Below are 18,207 nucleotides of genomic sequence, written 5' to 3' on the forward strand. Positions count from 1 at the left end.
CGCGTGCCGCCGGGCCGCCGCGGGGTCCGCGCGCGGCGCCGCGCACGCCGTTCGTGCTGCTCGTGCTCGGTCTGCTGGGCGGCGGGCTGGTGACCCTGCTGCTGCTCAACACGGTGCTGGCCCGCGACTCCTTCATGATGAACAACCTGCGGGACCGCAACCAGGAGCTGCACCAGCAGGCCCAGGACCGCAAGAAGAGCCTGCTGATGAAGTCACAGGCGAAGGTCCTCGACCAGCGCGCCCCCAACGCGACGTTCAAGCCGGACCCGAGCGCCCCTGAGTTCCTCGACCCGGCCGACGGCCCCGGCCGCCCGGCCGACCTGGACCAGACCCCGCTCGGCACCCCGCCCGAGAGCTCGGCGACGGAGGGCTCGCCCAGGTGAGAGACGGCGCCGGCCGCCCACCCCGAGGCGGCCGCGGTGGTCCGGGCGGCCCCGGTGGCTCAGGCGGCCCGACCGGCCGCGGCGGCCCGGCGGGCCCCCGGCGTACGCCCGGCGGCTCGCCAGGCCGTGGCCGCCCCGGCGGCGACGGCCTGCCCGGGCCGGACGACGACTGGACACCACCTGGCGACGCGGACGACACCGCGCCGCCCCCTCGCCGTGCCCCCGGCTCCAGGGACTCCGGCGGCGGAGAGGACGACGGCGGCTCGCCGCGCCGTGCCCCAGGCGGCGCGGACGGCGGCACGCCGCCGCGTCGCGCCCCAGGGCGCGCCGGTTCCGGCAACGGGAAGGACGATGGTCCGCCGCGCCGTGCTCCAGGGCGCGCCGGTTCCGGCAACGGGAAGGACGACGGTCCGCCGCGCCGTGCCTCAGGGCGCGCGGGTAACGGAAGCGGGACGGACGGTGGTTCGCCGCGCCGTGCTCCGGGATCCAGGGATTCCGATGGCGGTGCGGACGGGGGTGCGCCGTCGCGACGTGCTCCCGGTGCCGGTGGTGGGCCGGACGGCTCCGGAGGGCGACGGTCGCCCGGGGGCGGGAGTGGATCGGACGGGGCGGTGCCGCGGCGTGCTCCGGCGGGCAAGGGGCCCGGTGGAGGGGCGGACGGGCTGTCGGCGCGGCGCGGGCCGGGGGCCAACGGGCCCGGCAGGGCGGACGGGCCGCCTGGGCGTGGTGTGCGGCCGCCGGGGGGCGGCGCCTCGGGGGCGGGGCCGCGGCGGGTGTCCGGGAGCGGGCACGGCGGGCCGAGGCATCCGGACGGGGCGGCGCGGGGCGGTCCGCCTCGCAGGCCCCCGCGGCCGCCTCGGCCGGCGGTGCCGCTGCGGCTGGGGAACCCCGCGCGGAGGATCAACATCGGGCTGGCGGGCATGGCCGTGGTGCTGTCGCTGTTCGCCGGGCGGCTGGTGCAACTCCAGGGGCTGGACTCCAAGGTGTTCGCGGCCAAGGCCGCCTCGCTGCGCGTGCGGGAGGAGAAGCTCCCGGCGCGCCGGGGATCGATCACCGACGTGAAGGGCCACGAGATGGCGGTCACCGTGGAGGCCAGGCAGATCTCCGCGGACCCCGCCAAGATCCCGCCGGGCGAGCGCGACGCGGCCGCCACCAAGCTGGCCGGGGTCCTCGGCGTCCCCAAGGAGGGCATCGCCGAGAAGCTCGCCAAGACCGGCACCCGCTACACCCTCATAGCCCGCGACGTCTCCCTCGGCACCGCGAGCCGCGTGATGGACCTGAAGATCGACGGCGTGGCCGCCAGACCCCATTACCAGCGGCTGTACCCCGGCGGCGACCTCGCCGGCGGCCTGATCGGCTTCGTGGGCGACGACGGCGACGGCCTGACCGGCGTCGAGCAGTCCTACGACGACCTGCTCGCCGGCAAGGACGGCCGCCAGACCATCGAGATCGGCGGCACCGGCCAGCGCATCCCCATGACCCGCAGCACCCGCATGGAGCCGGTCGCGGGGCAGGACGTGCGCCTGACCATCGACCGCGACATCCAGTGGGCCGCCCAGCAGGCCATCACCAGGCAGGTGAAGGCCGCGGGCGCCCGCAGCGGCAGCGTGATCGTGATGGACGTGCGGACCGGCCAGGTGATCGCGATGGCCAACGCGCCCGAGGTCGACCTCGGCGCCTGGAAGGCGCTCCCGCCCGCCGGGTGGGCCAACCGCGCGGTGTCGGAGGTGTTCGAGCCGGGCAGCACCGGCAAGGTCGTCACGGCGGCCGCGGCGCTGCAGACCGGGGCGGTGCGCCCGGAGACGGTGTTCGAGGTGAAGGACAAGTACCGCTGCGCCGACCGCCTTCTCGGCGACGCCCACCCGCACCCGCCCGAGCACCTGACGTTCACCGGGATCATCGCCGAGTCCAGCAACGTCGGCACGATCATGGCCGCCGAGCGGGTCACCGACCAGAGCCTCTACGGCATGCTCAGGGCCTTCGGCTTCGGCGCGAAGACCGGCTCGGGAGCGTACGGCGAGGAGGCCGGGCTGCTGCCGAAACGGGAGACCTGGTCGGGCAGCCAGCGCTGCACCATCGCCTTCGGCCAGGGCGTCTCGGTGACGGCGCTCCAGATGGCCGGCGTCTACCAGACCATCGCCAACGGCGGGGTGCGGATCCCGCCGCGGGTCGTGGCGGGCACCGTGGACGGCGACCACCGGTTCGTCCCCGCGCCCGCCCCCAAGCAGACCCGGGTGGTCAGCGCCAGGACCGCCAAGGACATCTCGGCGATGCTGGAGGCCGCGGTGAGCGCCGAGGGCACCGGTTCGCTCGCCGCCATCGACGGGTACCGGGTGGCGGGCAAGACCGGCACCGCCCAGCGGTACGACGAGAAGTGCCGGGGATACTGCGGCTACACCGCGACCTTCGTGGGCTTCACGCCCGCCGACGCGCCCCGCCTGGTGGCGCTGGCCGTGGTGCAGGCCCCGGAGAACGGCCACTTCGGCGGGGAGATCGCCGCCCCAGTCTTCAAGGAGGTCATGACGTTCGCGCTGAAGACCCGGAAGATCCCGCCGACCGGCACCACCGCCCCGCCGGTGCGCATGGGCACCGAGCGGTGACGGGGGACGGTACGCTCTCGCCGTGCGTCCCGCGTCGTCTCCGCGTCCCGCGAGCTGTCCCGTCCGCCCGCTGTCCGGCCTGGCGGCCATGCTCGGCGCGCCCTCCGGCGGCACCCCCCTCGGCGTGGTCACCGGGATCACCATCGACTCCCGCCAGGTGCGCCGCGGCGATCTGTACGTCGCGCTGCCCGGCAGCAGCGTCCACGGCGCCTCGTTCGCGCCCCAGGCCGTCGCGGCCGGCGCCGCCGCGATCCTGACCGACGAGGCCGGCCGGGCGACGGCGTCCGCCACCGGCGTGCCCGTGCTGGTCGTGCCCGACCCGCGCGCCGTGCTCGGCAAGGTCGCCGCCTGGGTCTACGCCAGGCCCGCGGAGGGCCTGCTGACGCTCGGCGTGACCGGCACCAGCGGCAAGACCACCACCACCTACCTGCTGGAGGCCGGGCTGCGCGCCGCGGGCCACCGCACCGGCCTGATCGGCGGCGTGGAGATCCGGGTGGGCGACCTCGGCTACCCCCCCGCGCTGACCACCCCGGAGGCCACCGACCTCCAGGCGCTGCTGGCGTTCATGCGCGAGCAGGGCGTCACCGCTGCGGCCATGGAGGTGTCCAGCCACGCCCTGGCGCTCGGCCGGGTGGACGGCGTGGTCTACGACGTCGCGATGTTCACCAACCTGTCCCAGGACCACCTGGACTTCCACCGCGACATCGACGACTACTTCCACACCAAGGCCCGCCTGTTCACCCCCGAGCTGGCCCGCGTGGGCGTGGTCAACGTGGACGACCCCTACGGCCGCGAGCTGCTCGGCTTCGCCAAGGTCCCGATCGCCACCTACTCCGCCGAGGGCGCCGCCGACGCCGACTGGCGGGCCGCGGACGTACGGGCGGGCGCCGACGGCAGCACGTTCCGGGTGATCGGCCCCGGCGGCGTGGAGGCCGACGTGGCGGTGGCCCTGCCCGGCCGGTTCAACGTGTCCAACACCCTCGGCGCGCTCGTCACGCTGGTCGAGGCGGGCCTGTCCCTGCAGACGGCGGTGCACGGCGTGGCCACGGTCACCGGGGTGCCCGGCCGCATGGAGCGCGTGCCCGGCGGCCAGGGGTACCAGGCCATCGTCGACTACTCCCACAAACCGGGCGCCGTCGAGTCGGTGCTGCGCGCGCTGCGCGGCGTCACCCAGGGCTCCCTCACCATCGTGCTCGGCTGCGGCGGCGACCGCGACCGAGGCAAGCGCCCCCTGATGGGGGAGGCGGCGGCGCGCCTGGCCGACGTCGTGGTCCTGACCAGCGACAATCCCCGCTCGGAGGACCCGCTGCAGATCCTGCGCGCCATGCTGGACGGCGCGCTGGAGGTGCCCGAGCAGGACCGGGCCCATGTGATCATGGAACCGGACCGCGCCGCGGCCATCGACCTGGCCATCGGGCGGGCCCGCCCCGGAGACGTGGTCGTCGTCGCGGGCAAAGGACACGAGCAGGGCCAGTACGTCGGCGGCGACGTGTTGCCGTTCGACGACCGGCGCGTGGTCGCCGAGGCGATCGGCAGACGTGGGCACACCTGACAGGCCCCGCTGTGCCAGGCTGGGCCGCGTGCCCGGGCTCGGGGGACGGTCCGCGCGCACACCCCACGAACGGTTTGTATGGAGAGTAGGGATAGACGAATGATCCCGTTGCCGCTGGCGAGGATCGCCGAGATCACCTCGGGTGCCCTGACGGGCACGGCCGATCCCCGCGCCGTGGTCCGCGGGCCCGTGCTGATCGACTCGCGCGCCGCCGAGCCCGGATCCCTGTTCGTCGCCATCCGGGGCGCACGCGCCGACGGCCACGACTTCGCCGCGCGGGCGTGCGCGGACGGCGCGGTCGCCGTGCTCGCCACCCGCCCGGTGGACGCGCCCGCGGTGATCGTGGGCGACGCCGTGGCCGCCCTGGGCGACCTCGCGAACGCCGTCCTGGCCGAGCTGCCGCGGACCACCGTCATCGGCATCACCGGATCGGCGGGCAAGACCACCACCAAGGACCTCCTGGCCGGGCTCACCGCGCTGGCCGGCCCGACCGTCGCCCCCGTGGGCTCCTACAACAACGAGATCGGCCATCCCCTCACGGTGCTGCGCGCCGGGGAGGACACCCGTTACCTCGTGCTGGAGCTCAGCGCCCGCGAGGAGGGCCACATCGCCCACCTGGCGAGCATCGCCCCGCCGAAGATCGGTGTGGTGCTCAACGTCGGCACCGCCCACCTCGGGGTGTTCGGCGGGCGCGAGCGCATCGCCAAGGCCAAGGGCGAGCTGGTCGAGTCGCTGCCCGCCGACGGCACGGCGGTGCTCAACGCCGACGACCCCTACGTCCGCGAGATGGCCGACCGCGCCGAGGCCTCGGTGCGGTGGTTCGGCCGGGGCTCCGACGCGCACGTGCGGGCCGTGGACGAGAGCCTGGACGAGCGGGGCCGGGCGTCGTTCACGCTGGTCACCCCGTCGGGCAAGGCCCCGGTCCAGCTGAAGCTGTACGGCGCGCACGCGGTGGACAACGCCCTGGCCGCCGCGGCGGCGGCGTACGAGCTCGGCATCCCGGTGGCCGCGCTGGCCGCGGAGCTTTCGCGGGCCGAGCCGCGCAGCCGCTGGCGCATGGAGGTCACCGACCGCCTGGACGGCGTCACCGTGATCAACGACGCCTACAACGCCAACCCCGACTCCATGCGGGCCGCGTTCGGCGCGATGGGCGCCCTGGCGGGCGGGCGGCGCAGGTTCGCGGTGATCGCCGCGCTGCGCGAGCTCGGCGACGAGAGCGACACGCTGAACGAGGGCGTCGGCCGGCTCGCCGCCGAGTCCGGGCTCACCGGGCTGTGGGTGGTCGGCGAGAACGCCGGCCCCGTGCTGGCCGGGGCCAAGGAGCAGACCGGCCTGCGGCACGTGCCCGACGCGGAGACCGCCGCCGCCGAGCTGGCCGCCGCGCTGCGCCCCGGCGACGTCGTGCTGGTGAAGGGGCCGCGCGCCGCGAGCCTGGAACGCGTCGCGCAGGCGGTGCTGGGCGGTGACGCCCGATGAGGGACATCCTCGTCGCCGCCGCGGTGGCGTTCCTGCTCTCCATGCTCGGCACCCCGCTGGCGATCCGGCTGTTCAGCCGCCGCGGCTACGGCCAGAACATCCGCGAGGAGGGCCCCTCGGGGCACCACGAGAAGCGCGGCACGCCCACCATGGGCGGCACGGTGCTGGTCATCGCCGCGCTGATCGGGTTCACCTGCTCCCACCTGGCCACCTGGACGCCGCCCACCGCCTCGGCGGTGCTGGTGCTGTTCCTAATGACGGGCCTCGCCACCGTCGGCTTCCTCGACGACTTCATCAAGATCTACAAGCAGCGCAGCCTCGGCCTGCGCAGCGGCGCCAAGGCCCTCGGGCAGCTCATCGTGGGCGCGGTGTTCGCCGTGCTGGTGGTGCGGTTCCCCAACTCCTACTCCATCACCCCCGCCGAGACCCGGCTGTCGTTCCTGCGTGACTTCGGGCCGTCGGTCGGCATCGTGATCTTCACGATCTGGGTGCTGGTCATGATCGTCGGCTTCTCCAACGCGGTGAACCTCACCGACGGGCTCGACGGCCTGGCCAGCGGCGCCACCGGCGTGGTGCTCGCCGCGTACGTCCTGATCGGCAACTGGCAGCTGCGCAACAGCTGCCTGAACCAGCTCGGCCCCAACTGCTACTGGGTGCGCGACCCGCTCGACCTGGCGGTGGTGGCCGCCGCCGTGCTCGGCGCGCTGGCCGGGTTCCTGTGGTGGAACGCCCCGCCGGCCAAGATCTTCATGGGCGACACCGGCTCGCTGGCCCTCGGCGGCGTGCTGGCCGGGCTGGCGATCACCACCCGCACCCAGTTCCTGCTGTTCATCCTGGCCGGGCTGTGCGTCGTGATCACCGCCTCGGTGATCATCCAGGTGGGGTTCTTCAAGATGACGGGCAGACGGGTCTTCCGCATGGCCCCGCTCCAGCACCACTTCGAGCTGGCGGGCTGGGCCGAGACCACCATCGTGGTGCGCTTCTGGCTGGTCGCCATCCTGTGCGCCGCCGCCGGGCTCGGGCTGTTCTACGTCGAATGGATGCCGAAGACGTGACCCCCGGCGACACCCCGGCGGGCCGCGCGGTCACGGCGGAGACCGTCTGCGTGGCGGGCCTCGGCGTGTCCGGGGCCGCCGCGGCCCGGGCGCTCGTCCGCTCCGGCCACCGCGTCGTGGTGGTCGAGACCGGCGACGGGCCCCGGCAGCGGGCCGCCGCGGCGGCCCTCACGGCCATCGGCGCGGAGGTCAGGTTCGGCGGGGGACTCCCGCCGGAGGCCGGGCTGGTGGTCACCTCGCCCGGCTGGCGGCCGGACACCCCGCTGCTGGTGGAGGCCGTGGCCAGGGGCGTCGAGGTGATCGGCGAGGTCGAGCTGGCCTGGCGGCGCAGGCCGTCGGGCGCCGCGCCGTGGCTGGCGCTCACCGGCACCAACGGCAAGACCACGGCCGTGCGCATGCTCACCGCCATGCTCACCGCCGCCGGGCACGACGCCGTGGCGGTCGGCAACGTCGGCACGCCCATCGTGGAGGCCGTGGAGGAGCCGCACGACGTCCTCGCGGTCGAGCTGTCCAGCTTCCAGCTCCACTGGTCGTCCAGCCTGGCGCCGCACGCCGCCGCCGTGCTCAACGTCGCCGACGACCACCTCGACTGGCACGGCTCCATGGACGAGTACGCCCGCGTCAAGGGCCGCATCTTCGAGCGCGCCGGCACGGTCGTCTACAACGCCGGCGACGAGCGCGCGGCCCGCCTGGCCGCGCCGTACCTCGACGTGGCCGGGACGGTGCGGGCGGTGGGCTTCACGCTCGGGGTGCCCGCCTCCGGCATGCTCGGCGTCGTGGAGGACCTCCTGGTGGACCGCGCGTTCGTGCCCGACCCGGTGACGGCGGCCGAGGAGCTCGCCACGCTGGCCGACGTGCGGCCGTTCGCGCCGCACAACGTCGCCAACGCGCTGGCCGCCGCCGCGCTGGCCCGCGCCTACGGCGTGCCCGCCGAGGCGGTGCGCCGCGGCCTGCTCGACCACGTGCCCGACCCGCACCGCATCGCGCACGTCGCCCGGGTCGGCGGCGTCGACTACGTGGACGACTCCAAGGCCACCAACCCCCACGCCGCCGCCGCGTCGCTGGCGTCCTACACCTCGGTCGTCTGGGTCGCCGGAGGGCTGCTCAAGGGCGCCGACATCGACGAATTGGTGCGCGGGGCCGCCGGGCGGCTGCGCGGCGCCGTGCTGCTCGGCGCCGACCGGGCGCGAATCCGCCAGGCTCTGGCGCGACACGCGGCGAATGTTCCCGTGGTGGAGGTGCCGGAGCAAGACACTGGGGTCATGGACCGCGTCGTCGCCGAGGCCGCCGGGCTCGCCTCCCCGGGGGACACCGTGCTGCTCGCCCCGGCGGGCGCGTCCCTGGACATGTTCGCGAACTACGGCGCCCGCGGCGACGCGTTCGCCGCCGCCGTCGACCGGCTGGCCGCCGGGTCGTCCGCGGGCGGGTGACGCCGCGTGGACGGGAGGCGGTCGCGATGACCACGGGCGCGGTGGGCACCGCGAGCCCCGGAGGCAAGGCGGGCGGCCCGGACGACGGCGCCGGGCAGGACACCGGCTGGCGCAGGGACCGCCTCGCGGGCCTCGGGGAGCTGCTCAACCGCCCGCTCACCTCGTACTACCTGGTGCTGGCGTGCAGCGGCCTGCTGCTCGCGCTCGGCCTGATGATGGTGCTGTCCGCCTCCAGCATCGAGGCCCTGCAGAAGACCGGCAGCCCGTTCTCCTGGTTCCTCAAGCAGTCGCTCTCGGTCGGCATCGGCCTGCCGGTGATGTGGCTGTGCTCCCGGCTGCCGCAGCGGTTCTTCCGCCTGGCGGGGTACCCGCTGATGGTCATGTCGATCCTCGGCCTGATCCTGGTGATCTTCATCGGCGAGACCGAGCTCGGCGCGCAGCGCTGGCTCTACATCGGCGGCCTGACCATCCAGCCGTCCGAGCCCGCCAAGCTCGGCCTGGTCATCTGGGGCGCCGACCTGCTGGCCCGCCGCGCCAAGCGCGGCCGCATCGAGTGGCGCCAGCTGCTCATCCCGCTCATGCCGGGCACCGCCATCCTGGCCGTGCTGGTCATGCTGGGCAGCGACCTCGGCACCACGCTCGTGCTCATGCTGATCTTCCTGGCGCTGCTGTGGGTGGTCGGCGCGCCGCTGCGGCTGTTCGGCGGCATCCTCGCCGTGGCCTCGCTCGCCACCGTCATCATGATCAGCGTCGAGGGGTACCGCTCGGCCCGCATCCAGGGCTGGCTCGACGTGTGGGGCAACGCCCAGGGCTCGGGCTACCAGGCGGCGCAGGGCCAGATCGCGATGGGCTCGGGCGGGTGGTTCGGGCTCGGCCTCGGCAGCAGCAGGCAGAAGTGGAGCTGGGTGCCGCACGCCGAGAGCGACTTCATCTTCTCCATCATCGGCGAGGAGCTCGGCCTGATGGGCACCCTTCTCGTGGTGGCCCTGTTCGGCCTGCTCGGGTACGCCGGGCTGCGGGTGGCGACCCGGGTGAAGGACCCCTTCGTCCGGCTGGCGTCCTCGGCCGCCGTGGCGTGGATCTGCGGGCAGGCCATCGTCAACATCGGCGCGGTGATCGGCGCGTTGCCCATCACCGGCATCCCGCTGCCGCTGGTGTCGTACGGTGGTTCGGCGCTGTTGCCGACGCTCGCGGCGCTCGGCATGTTGCTGTCGTTCGCCAAGCGTGAGCCCGGCGCGGCCGAGGCGCTCGCCGCTCGCGGACCCGGGCCCGCGGCGCGGGCTCTAAGCTGGCTTGGCCTGGGTCGCCCGGCGGGGGGCATCCGCCGTCCGCGGCTCCGGCCCGACAACGAGGCACGCGGAGTGAAAGGACCGACATGAGGGTGGTCCTCGCAGGCGGCGGCACGGCCGGCCACATCGAACCCGCTCTGGCGCTCGCGGACGCGCTGCGCAGGATCGATCCCGGCATCGGGATCACCTGCCTCGGCACCGAGCGAGGTCTGGAGACCCGGCTGGTGCCCGCGCGGGGGTACGAACTGGCGCTCGTCCCGGCGGTCCCCCTGCCACGGGCGATCACGCCGCAGCTGCTCACCGTCCCCGGCCGGCTGGCCGGGGCGATCAACGCGGCCGCGGGCGTGATGGACCGCGTCCAGGCCGACGTCCTGGTCGGTTTCGGCGGGTACGTCGCCACGCCCGGCTACCTGGCCGCGCGGCGCAGAGGCGTGCCCATCGTGGTGCACGAGGCCAATCCGCGCCCCGGCCTGGCCAACCGCCTGGGCGCCCGGATCACCGACCACGTGTTCACCGGCCACCCCGACACCCCGCTGCCGCACGCCAAGTACGTCGGCATCCCGCTGCGGCAGGAGATCGTCGCGCTCGACCGCCTGTCCACCGGCGACAAGGCCAGGTCGTACTTCGGGCTGGAGAACGACCGGCCCACCCTGCTCGTCTTCGGCGGCTCGCAGGGCGCCCGCGCCATCAACGAGGCCGCCCTGGCGTCCGCGCCGGCGCTGCGCCAGGCGGGCGTGCAGGTGATCCACGTGGTCGGCCCCAAGAACACCATCGAGCACGAGCCGCCGCCGGGCGACCCGCAGTACGTCGTGCTGCCCTACGTCGACCGCATGGACCTCGCCTACGCCGCGGCCGACTTCGTGCTGTGCCGCAGCGGCGCCATGACCTGCGCCGAGCTGACCGCCGTAGGGCTGCCCGCGGCGTACGTCCCGCTGCCGCACGGCAACGGGGAGCAACGGCTGAACGCCATGCCGATCGTCCAGGCCGGGGGAGGGCTGATGGTGGACAACGCCGACCTGACCCCCGACTGGATCCTCCGGACCGTGCTGCCGGTGCTGCGCGACCCCGAGCGGGTCGTGGCCATGTCGGACGCCGCGTCGCGCATCGGTAGGAAGGACGCCGACACGGTGCTCGCCCGAGAGGTCATGAACGTCATCGCCGGAGGACGCCGATGAGCCTGGTGAAGCTGGTCGAGCCGGTGGCGGCCCAGGACCTCGGGCGGGTGCACTTCATCGGCATCGGCGGGGCGGGCATGTCGGGCATCGCCCGCATCCTGGTCAAGCGGGGGGTGGCGGTGTCCGGCAGCGACGCCCGCTCCTCCTCCATGGTCACCGAGCTGCGCGAGCTCGGCGCCACCGTGTACGTCGGCCACGCCGCCTCCCACATCAAGAACGTCGACACCGTCGTGGTGTCCACCGCCATCCGCGACTCCAACCCCGAGCTCGGCGAGGCGCTGCGCCAGGGGCTGCGGGTCATCCCGCGCGCCGCGGCGCTGGCCGCGCTGATGGTCGGGCGCACCGGCATCGCGGTGGCGGGCACCCACGGCAAGACCACCACCACCTCGATGCTCACCGTGGCCCTGCAGAAGTGCGGGCGCGACCCGTCGTACTGCGTGGGCGGGCAGCTCGTCACCACCGGCCTCGGGGCCGACGAGGGCGCGGGCGAGGTGTTCGTGGCCGAGGCCGACGAGAGCGACGGGTCGTTCCTCATGCTGGCCCCGCCCATCGCGGTGGTCACCAACGTCGAGGCCGACCACCTGGACAACTACGGCGACCCCCAGGCTGTGTACGACAGCTTCGCCAGGTTCGTGGAGCGCGTCGGCTCGGCCCTGGTGGTGTGCGCCGACGACCCCGGGGCCATGGCGCTGACCGCGCTCGGGCGGGCCCGGGGGCTGCGGGTGCGCACCTACGGCCAGTCCGAGGGCGCCGACCTCCGGGTGAGCGGCATCGCCCCCGACGGGTTCGGGGTGAAGTTCACCGTGGAGGGCCACGGGGACGTGCGCCTGTCGGTGCCGGGGCGGCACAACGCGCTGAACGCCACCGCCGCGCTGGCGGTCGCCGCCGAGCTCGGGGTGCCGTTCGACGAGTTCCGTGAGGGCCTGGCCGAGTTCACCGGCGCCAAGCGGCGGTTCGAGTCCAAGGGCGAGGCCGCCGGGGTGGCTGTGTTCGACAGCTACGCCCACCACCCGACCGAGCTGGCCGCCGACCTGCGCGCGGCGCGCGACGTCGTGGCCACGTTCTCCGGGCCCGGCGGGCGGGTCATCGCGGTCTTCCAGCCCCACCTGTACTCCCGCACGCGCTTCTTCGCCGACGACTTCGGCGCCGCCCTCGGGCTCGCCGACGAGGCCATCGTGCTGGACGTCTACGGCGCCAGGGAGGACCCCGAGCCGGGGGTGTCCGGCGCGCTGGTCGCGGGGAAGGTGCGGCTGCCGTCCGAGCAGGTCGTGTACGCGCCGGACCGCGCCGCGGTGCCCGGCCTGGTGGCCGCGCGGGCCCGCCCGGGCGACGTGGTCCTCACCATGGGCGCGGGCGACGTGACCGAACTCGGGCCGCACATCATCGCCGAGCTCGCCTCACGGTGAGCGCACCCTGGCGCACGGGCCTCGCCGTCCTGCTCTTCTGCGCGGTGGTGGCCGCCGCCGCGTGGCTGGTGTTCTTCTCACCGGTGCTCGGCGTGCGCAAGGTCGCGGTCTCGGGCAACCACGGGCTCTCGGCCGAAGAGGTGCGCCGTGCCGCCGCCGTGCCGCCCCAGCAGCCGCTGGCCGCCGTGGACGTCGAGGGGGTGCGGCGGCGGGTCGCCGCGCTTCGCCAGGTCGAGTCGGTGACCGTGGAGCGGGCCTGGCCCAGCACGCTGCGGATCCGCCTCGACGAGCGCGTGCCGCTGGCCGCGCTGCCGGTGCCCGGCGGGGCGGCCGTGGTCGACCGTCACGCCGTGGTGATCGAGACCAGGGAGGCCACACCGGTGGGCCTGCCCGTGCTGCGGGTCGGCAGTTTCGGCCCCGACGACCCGGCGACCACCGCGGCGCTGGCCGTGGTGCGCGGGCTGCCCTGGGAGCTGTCGCGCCGGGTGCAGGAAGTACGCGCCACGACGGGACGGGATGTTTCCCTCAGGCTGGCCGACGGCCGTACGATCATGTGGGGCGACGCCGAGCGCACCCGCGACAAGGCGCGCGTCGCCATCGCGTTGCTGGAACGCCCCGGTGACGCCTACGACGTGAGCACGCCGGACGTCGTGACGGTGAAGTGACGTGTCCCGCCACCCCGGGTGGGCCCGCCAGGTCGCCTGGCCGCCCGGTCACTTCAGAGCGAAAGGGACACGCCGGACGAGCTTGCGGCGCGGTGAGTTGACCCTGGGGGAGGGGCAACCCTACTGTCCGTATCATTCCTCAGGTTGACATAACTCTAAATCTCAACTTGAGGGTGAGAGTTAAACAATAAGGCCCGCAACTTTCGGGCTTCACGTAATGCAAGTAAACGAGCGGAAAGGCCCCTCGTCGTGGCAGCACCGCAGAACTACCTCGCGGTCATCAAGGTCGTCGGCATCGGCGGCGGCGGAGTGAACGCCGTGAACCGGATGATCGAGGAGGGACTCAAGGGCGTCGAGTTCATCGCCATCAACACCGACGCCCAGGCGCTGCTGATGAGTGACGCCGACGTCAAGCTGGACGTGGGCCGCGAGCTCACCCGGGGCCTCGGCGCGGGAGCCAACCCCGAGGTCGGCCGCAGGGCCGCCGAGGACCACCGCGAAGAGATCGAAGAGGTCATCAAGGGCGCCGACATGGTGTTCGTGACGGCGGGCGAGGGCGGCGGCACCGGAACCGGCGGCGCCCCCGTGGTCGCCAGCATCGCACGATCGCTCGGTGCTTTGACCATAGGGGTAGTGACCAGACCGTTCAGTTTCGAGGGCCGTCGTCGCGCGATGCAGGCCGAGGCCGGCATCGAGACCCTGCGCGACGAGGTCGACACGCTGATCGTCATCCCCAACGACCGGCTGCTGTCCATCTCCGACCGCCAGGTGAGCGTGCTCGACGCGTTCAAGGCGGCCGACCAGGTGCTGCTGTCCGGTGTGCAGGGCATCACCGACCTCATCACCACGCCCGGCCTGATCAACCTCGACTTCGCCGACGTCAAGTCCGTCATGTCCGGCGCCGGCTCGGCGCTCATGGGCATAGGGCACGCCCGCGGGGACGACCGCTCGGTCGCCGCCGCCGAGATGGCGGTGTCCAGCCCGCTGCTGGAGGCCAGCATCGACGGCGCGCACGGCGTGCTGCTGTCCATCGCCGGCGGCTCCGACCTCGGCCTGTTCGAGATCAACGAGGCGGCGCAGCTGGTGTCCAACGCCGCGGCCTCGGACGCCAACATCATCTTCGGCACGGTGATCGACGACGCCCTCGGCGACGAGGTCCGGGTCACGGTGATCGCCGCCGGCTTCGACGAGCCCGAGACGGACAAGCCCGCAGCGCAGCCTCTCAGCCGCCCTCAGGCTCCCGCCCGCCCCGCCGCCCAGACCTCCGCGCCCGGCCCGGCCGCCCACGCGTCCAGCTCGGCGGCCCCGTCGGCGGCGTCGTCCGCCTCCGCGGCACCGTACTCCCGCCCGACCACTTTCACGCCCTCCCGCCCCGAGCCCCCGCGCCCGGAGCAGCGTCCCTCACCGGTCCGGCCGTTCCCGTCCGCGTCCCCGGCGGTGTCGTCCACGGCGTCCGCGCAGCCCGCCCCGGCCCCCGCCGCCGAGCCCGCGCCGCCCGTCCGCGAGGCGCCTCCGTCCCGCGACTCGGCCGAGGACGCCGACGACGACCACAGCCCGCTGGCCGTCCCGCGCCCGGCTCCCGAGCCGCCCACGCCCATCAACTCCCGCGTCACCGACCCCAACCGCCGCCGCCAGGTGGTCTTCGAGGACCAGGAAGAGGAACTGGACGTCCCCGACTTCCTCAAGTGACCCCGGGGGAGACCCCCGGGTCTCCTCCCTGCCGGGTCCCCCCCTGACAGGACCCCCGGGCCGCCCGCCGAGGGGCGGCCGTCCCGGCGCGGGGTGCCCCCCACTACGCTGGGGCGCTGATATGCGTTCCCCAGATGCGAAGTGGCCGGGTCCCACGTGAAGAATGCGAGCACCACGCGGCGCGACGAGATCGCGGCGGGGCTGGCGCGGGTGGAGCGGCGGATCGCCGACGCGTGCGCGGCCGCCGGTCGTGCGCGTGACGAGATCACGCTGATCGCGGTGAGCAAGACGTACCCGGCGTCCGACGTGCGCATCCTCAGCGAGCTGGCCGTGCGGGACGTCGGGGAGAACAAGGACCAGGAGGCCTCGGCCAAGGCCGGGGAGTGCGCGGGCCTGCCGGTGCGGTGGCATTTCATCGGCCAGCTGCAGACCAACAAGGCCCGGTCCGTGGTGTCCTACGCCGACATGATCCACTCGGTGGACCGGCCGAGGCTGGCCGAGGCGCTGGACCGCGCGGCGGTCGCGGCCGGGCGGCGGGTCGCCTGCCTCGTGCAGGTGGCACTGGACGACGAGCCGGGCCGCGGCGGCGTCCCCCCTGATCAGGTACCGGCACTGGCGGACGTGATCGCCGCGGCCGGAGGGCTCACCCTCGGCGGCGTCATGGCGGTGGCGCCCCTGGGTGCCGACCCCGCGCCGGCGTTCGCCCGGCTGCGCGAGGTCTCGGCGGCTCTCCGTGAGAAGCACCCCGCGGCTGGGGTGATTTCGGCGGGGATGAGTGGGGATCTGGCGGAAGCGGTAGCACACGGCGCGACACATGTGCGCGTCGGTACGGCGTTGCTCGGCCGCCGGACGCCCTTCGTCAGGTAATGTCCCCCCGAGTGGACCTTGATGTCCATGTATCCGAGCAGAGGTCGACAGCGGTGCCTTAGGTTGCCCTGGGTGCGGCGACCATGAGCAGGAGGACGACGGAGCGATGGCCGGCGCGATGCGCAAGATGGCGGTCTACCTCGGTCTCGTGGAGGACGACCGCTACCCGGACTACGTCGGCTACGCCGACGACGACGATTACCCCGACGACTACTCCGACCGCCGCCGCGACGAGCGCGGCCCCGGCGCGCCGCAGGACGGCACGGAGGAGGCCGAGAGCCCGGTGCCCGCCCCGCGGTCCGGCGCCGCGGTCGTCGAGCGCCGTACGACCGATCTGGCGCGGATCACGACCCTTCATCCGCGTACGTACAACGAGGCGCGGACGATCGGGGAGCACTTCCGCGAAGGCACCCCTGTCATCATGAATCTGACAGAAATGGTCGACAGCGACGCGAAGCGGCTGGTTGATTTCGCGGCAGGTCTGGTCTTTGGCCTACATGGCAGCATTGAACGTGTTACCAACAAGGTGTTCCTGTTGTCCCCAGCCAATGTCGAGGTGACCGCCGAGGACAAGGCCCGAATCGCGGAACGCGGGTTCTTCAACCAGAGCTAGAGTTCCATCATGAACAGTGAACGGCCACACCTGGCCCGTCCGGACCGAGGCTGGTACGTCGGTAGGGAGGCGGGGCGCGACCGTGGGGATCATTAGTGACATCCTTGTCGGGATCCTGGCGATCTACCTCGTGCTGCTGATCGGCAGAATGATCTTTGAGACGGTGCAGGCGTTCGCCCGCTCCTGGCGGCCCACCGGGGCCGTCCTGGTGCTGGCGGAGGCCACGTACACGGCGACCGACCCACCTCTCAAGTTCCTCCGCCGTTTCATTCCGCCCCTCCGGTTGGGTACGGTGGCCTTTGACCTAAGCTTCACAGTGCTGTTCATTGTGGTCTTGGTCATGATCAACATTGTGTCCGCGCTTCGTTAGATCGGGTACCGTCCTCCGGACAGACTCCGAGCGCGCCAAGGAGACCGAAATGCCGCTGACGCCCGCTGATGTGCGGAACAAGCAATTCAGTACCACCCGGCTGAGGCCGGGGTACGACGAGGAAGAGGTAGACGCCTTCCTCGACGAGGTGGAGGCCGAGCTCGACCGCCTCATTCAGGAGAACGAGGAGCTGCGTGCCAAGCTGACCGAGTGCCTGCGCGGCAAGGTCCCCGGTGGGATGGGCATGTCCATGGCGCCCGCTCCGGTGGCCGAGCCAAAGCCCGAGATGATGATGCCGCAGCCGGAGCCCATGAAGCCACCGGAGCCGATCAGGCCCGAGCCGGTGCCCGTCGGGATGGGGATGCCTCCCGCCGAGGACAACATGGACACCGCCGCGCGCGTTCTCGCGCTCGCCCAGCAGACCGCCGACCAGGCCATCGCCGACGCGCGCCGCGAAGCCGACGAGACGGTCACCCGGGCCCGCCGCGAGGCCGACGAGATCCTCGGCAAGGCACGCCGCCAGGCCGAGCAGATCATCGGCGACGCGCGTGGCCGCGCGGAGACGCTGGAGCGCGACGCCCAGGAGCGGCACAGGCAGGCGATGGGCTCGCTGGTGCAGACCCGGGACGAGCTGGAGCGCAAGGTCGACGAGCTGCGCAGCTTCGAGCGTGAGTATCGCAGCAGGCTGAAGCTGTACCTGGAGAACCAGCTCGCCGAGCTGAACGTCGCGGCCGAAGGCAGCGGCGGGTTCCCCGTGGTCGGCGGTCAGATGGGCGGCGCCCCCGCGATGTCGCACGCCGCGGCCGGTGGCCCGCAGCAGATCCCCGGCGGGCAGAACAACCCGTTCGGTGCCCCCGAGCCCGCGCCGCACTCCGGTGCGTTCCAGGTTGACGGCCCGCACACCGATCGGCGTTAAGGTAAAGGTCAAGGGTTTCTGCCGACCCGCGACTGGGAGTTTTCCGTGATCTACCTCAGCGCCATTCTGGTCGTTCTCGCCTTCGGCCTCCTGGTCGCGGGCGTGGTGACCGGAACAGCGGTCCTGGTCATGTGGTCGATCGTGGTCAGCGTGCTGTCCGCGGTCTTCCTGATGATCGGGGCGTTGCTGCGACGCCACGAATTGTTCCCCTCCGGCGGCACGACGGCGGCTCCGGCCCCGCCGATGCCTCCGGTCGGTGCGGGCGTCGCCGGTGGCGCGATGGGAAGGCCCGGAGCCATGGCCGCCGCGGCGGCCCCCGCTCGTGGACCATCCCCCACCCTGGCCCGACCCGTGAGCTCGCCCGCGGCGGCGCACCCCGCCTCGGCGCGTCCCACGGCCGCCCAGGGCCCGCCCCGCGGTTCCTCCGCGCCCGGCGCCCCACGCATGCCCGTGGGCAGCCGCCCGTCGCCGGACACCATCGTGCTCGTCATCCCCGGCCGCAGGCGTTTCCACCTCCCCGGATGCCGCCAGCTCGCCGGCCGCGACCACGAGGAACTCACCTACGAGGAAGCCCGCGAAGAAGGCTTCTCCGCCTGCACCACCTGCCTCCCCACCACCACCCCCTCCGACCCCCCACCCCGCACCCCCGGCACCTCCCCAACCCAGGGAACCTCCCACCCAACCCAGGGAACCTCCCACCTGACCCCCGGAACCTCCCACC

The 18,207-nt window shown here is 73.6% G+C and carries 14 protein-coding genes and 2 pseudogenes; all 16 read left to right on the forward strand.

The features are described 5' to 3' along the window. Nucleotides 1–383, forward strand: a pseudogene (locus tag ACFP1K_RS38955) (hypothetical protein); the annotation flags it as partial. Nucleotides 384–1,303: 920 nt separating this feature from the next. Continuing rightward, nucleotides 1,304–2,983 (forward strand): peptidoglycan D,D-transpeptidase FtsI family protein, encoded by a 1,680-nt coding sequence (locus tag ACFP1K_RS38960; RefSeq protein ID WP_449329179.1) that lies wholly within the window; start codon nt 1,304–1,306, stop codon nt 2,981–2,983. Nucleotides 2,984–3,071: 88 nt separating this feature from the next. Next, nucleotides 3,072–4,535 (forward strand): UDP-N-acetylmuramoyl-L-alanyl-D-glutamate--2,6-diaminopimelate ligase, encoded by a 1,464-nt coding sequence (locus tag ACFP1K_RS38965; RefSeq protein WP_380763241.1) that lies wholly within the window; start codon nt 3,072–3,074, stop codon nt 4,533–4,535. Between the two features lie 99 nt (nt 4,536–4,634). Further along, on the forward strand, nt 4,635–6,011 hold the full coding sequence (locus ACFP1K_RS38970) for a UDP-N-acetylmuramoyl-tripeptide--D-alanyl-D-alanine ligase (protein ID WP_380763219.1): 1,377 nt from the start codon (nt 4,635–4,637) through the stop codon (nt 6,009–6,011). Further along, on the forward strand, nt 6,008–7,066 hold the full coding sequence (gene mraY / locus ACFP1K_RS38975; protein ID WP_380763221.1) for a phospho-N-acetylmuramoyl-pentapeptide-transferase: 1,059 nt from the start codon (nt 6,008–6,010) through the stop codon (nt 7,064–7,066). The genes ACFP1K_RS38970 and mraY overlap by 4 nt, the downstream gene beginning before the upstream one ends. Beyond that, nucleotides 7,048–8,496 carry a UDP-N-acetylmuramoyl-L-alanine--D-glutamate ligase gene (gene murD / locus ACFP1K_RS38980; protein WP_380763223.1) on the forward strand — a complete coding sequence of 483 codons (1,449 nt, stop codon included), beginning with the start codon at nt 7,048–7,050 and terminating at the stop codon, nt 8,494–8,496. Before mraY ends, murD begins: the two co-directional genes overlap by 19 nt. 26 nt (nt 8,497–8,522) lie before the next feature. Further along, a complete protein-coding gene (ftsW, locus tag ACFP1K_RS38985; RefSeq protein ID WP_380763225.1) occupies nt 8,523–9,875 on the forward strand; it encodes a putative lipid II flippase FtsW in 1,353 nt (450 codons plus the stop codon). Continuing rightward, entirely contained in the window at nt 9,872–10,960 is a 1,089-nt protein-coding gene (gene murG, locus ACFP1K_RS38990) for an undecaprenyldiphospho-muramoylpentapeptide beta-N-acetylglucosaminyltransferase (RefSeq protein ID WP_380763227.1), read from the forward strand. The genes ftsW and murG overlap by 4 nt, the downstream gene beginning before the upstream one ends. Next, nucleotides 10,957–12,366, forward strand: a complete 1,410-nt coding sequence (gene murC, locus ACFP1K_RS38995; protein ID WP_380763229.1) for a UDP-N-acetylmuramate--L-alanine ligase — start codon at nt 10,957–10,959, stop codon at nt 12,364–12,366. The genes murG and murC overlap by 4 nt, the downstream gene beginning before the upstream one ends. Further along, entirely contained in the window at nt 12,363–13,031 is a 669-nt protein-coding gene (locus tag ACFP1K_RS39000; protein ID WP_380763231.1) for a cell division protein FtsQ/DivIB, read from the forward strand. Before murC ends, ACFP1K_RS39000 begins: the two co-directional genes overlap by 4 nt. A gap of 249 nt (nt 13,032–13,280) precedes the next feature. Further along, a complete protein-coding gene (ftsZ, locus tag ACFP1K_RS39005; protein ID WP_380763233.1) occupies nt 13,281–14,720 on the forward strand; it encodes a cell division protein FtsZ in 1,440 nt (479 codons plus the stop codon). Nucleotides 14,721–14,876: 156 nt separating this feature from the next. Then, a complete protein-coding gene (locus tag ACFP1K_RS39010) occupies nt 14,877–15,587 on the forward strand; it encodes a YggS family pyridoxal phosphate-dependent enzyme (protein ID WP_380763235.1) in 711 nt (236 codons plus the stop codon). Between the two features lie 106 nt (nt 15,588–15,693). After that, entirely contained in the window at nt 15,694–16,200 is a 507-nt protein-coding gene (locus ACFP1K_RS39015) for a cell division protein SepF (protein WP_380763236.1), read from the forward strand. An 82-nt stretch (nt 16,201–16,282) separates the two neighbouring features. Beyond that, complete coding sequence (locus ACFP1K_RS39020; protein WP_380763237.1) at nt 16,283–16,570, forward strand: YggT family protein; 288 nt, start codon at nt 16,283–16,285, stop codon at nt 16,568–16,570. Nucleotides 16,571–16,619: 49 nt separating this feature from the next. Beyond that, nucleotides 16,620–17,486 (forward strand): DivIVA domain-containing protein, encoded by an 867-nt coding sequence (locus tag ACFP1K_RS39025; RefSeq protein ID WP_380763239.1) that lies wholly within the window; start codon nt 16,620–16,622, stop codon nt 17,484–17,486. A 45-nt stretch (nt 17,487–17,531) separates the two neighbouring features. Continuing rightward, a pseudogene (locus tag ACFP1K_RS39030) lies at nt 17,532–18,207 on the forward strand (hypothetical protein); the annotation flags it as partial.

The sequence above is a fragment of the Sphaerisporangium aureirubrum genome (assembly GCF_042658925.1).
Classification (GTDB): domain Bacteria; phylum Actinomycetota; class Actinomycetes; order Streptosporangiales; family Streptosporangiaceae; genus Sphaerisporangium; species Sphaerisporangium aureirubrum.

What these genes read in the sequence shown, in the direction of transcription:
- ACFP1K_RS38960 (WP_449329179.1), top strand. Translation starts at nt 1,304, where the DNA reads ATGGCCGTGGTGCTGTCGCTGTTCGCCGGGCGGCTGGTGCAACTCCAG.
- mraY (WP_380763221.1), top strand. Translation starts at nt 6,008, where the DNA reads ATGAGGGACATCCTCGTCGCCGCCGCGGTGGCGTTCCTGCTCTCCATG.
- ACFP1K_RS39025 (WP_380763239.1), top strand. Translation starts at nt 16,620, where the DNA reads ATGCCGCTGACGCCCGCTGATGTGCGGAACAAGCAATTCAGTACCACC.
- ftsW (WP_380763225.1), top strand. Translation starts at nt 8,523, where the DNA reads ATGACCACGGGCGCGGTGGGCACCGCGAGCCCCGGAGGCAAGGCGGGC.
- ACFP1K_RS39015 (WP_380763236.1), top strand. Translation starts at nt 15,694, where the DNA reads ATGGCCGGCGCGATGCGCAAGATGGCGGTCTACCTCGGTCTCGTGGAG.
- ACFP1K_RS38970 (WP_380763219.1), top strand. Translation starts at nt 4,635, where the DNA reads ATGATCCCGTTGCCGCTGGCGAGGATCGCCGAGATCACCTCGGGTGCC.
- murD (WP_380763223.1), top strand. Translation starts at nt 7,048, where the DNA reads ATGGATGCCGAAGACGTGACCCCCGGCGACACCCCGGCGGGCCGCGCG.
- murG (WP_380763227.1), top strand. Translation starts at nt 9,872, where the DNA reads ATGAGGGTGGTCCTCGCAGGCGGCGGCACGGCCGGCCACATCGAACCC.
- murC (WP_380763229.1), top strand. Translation starts at nt 10,957, where the DNA reads ATGAGCCTGGTGAAGCTGGTCGAGCCGGTGGCGGCCCAGGACCTCGGG.
- ACFP1K_RS38965 (WP_380763241.1), top strand. Translation starts at nt 3,072, where the DNA reads ATGCTCGGCGCGCCCTCCGGCGGCACCCCCCTCGGCGTGGTCACCGGG.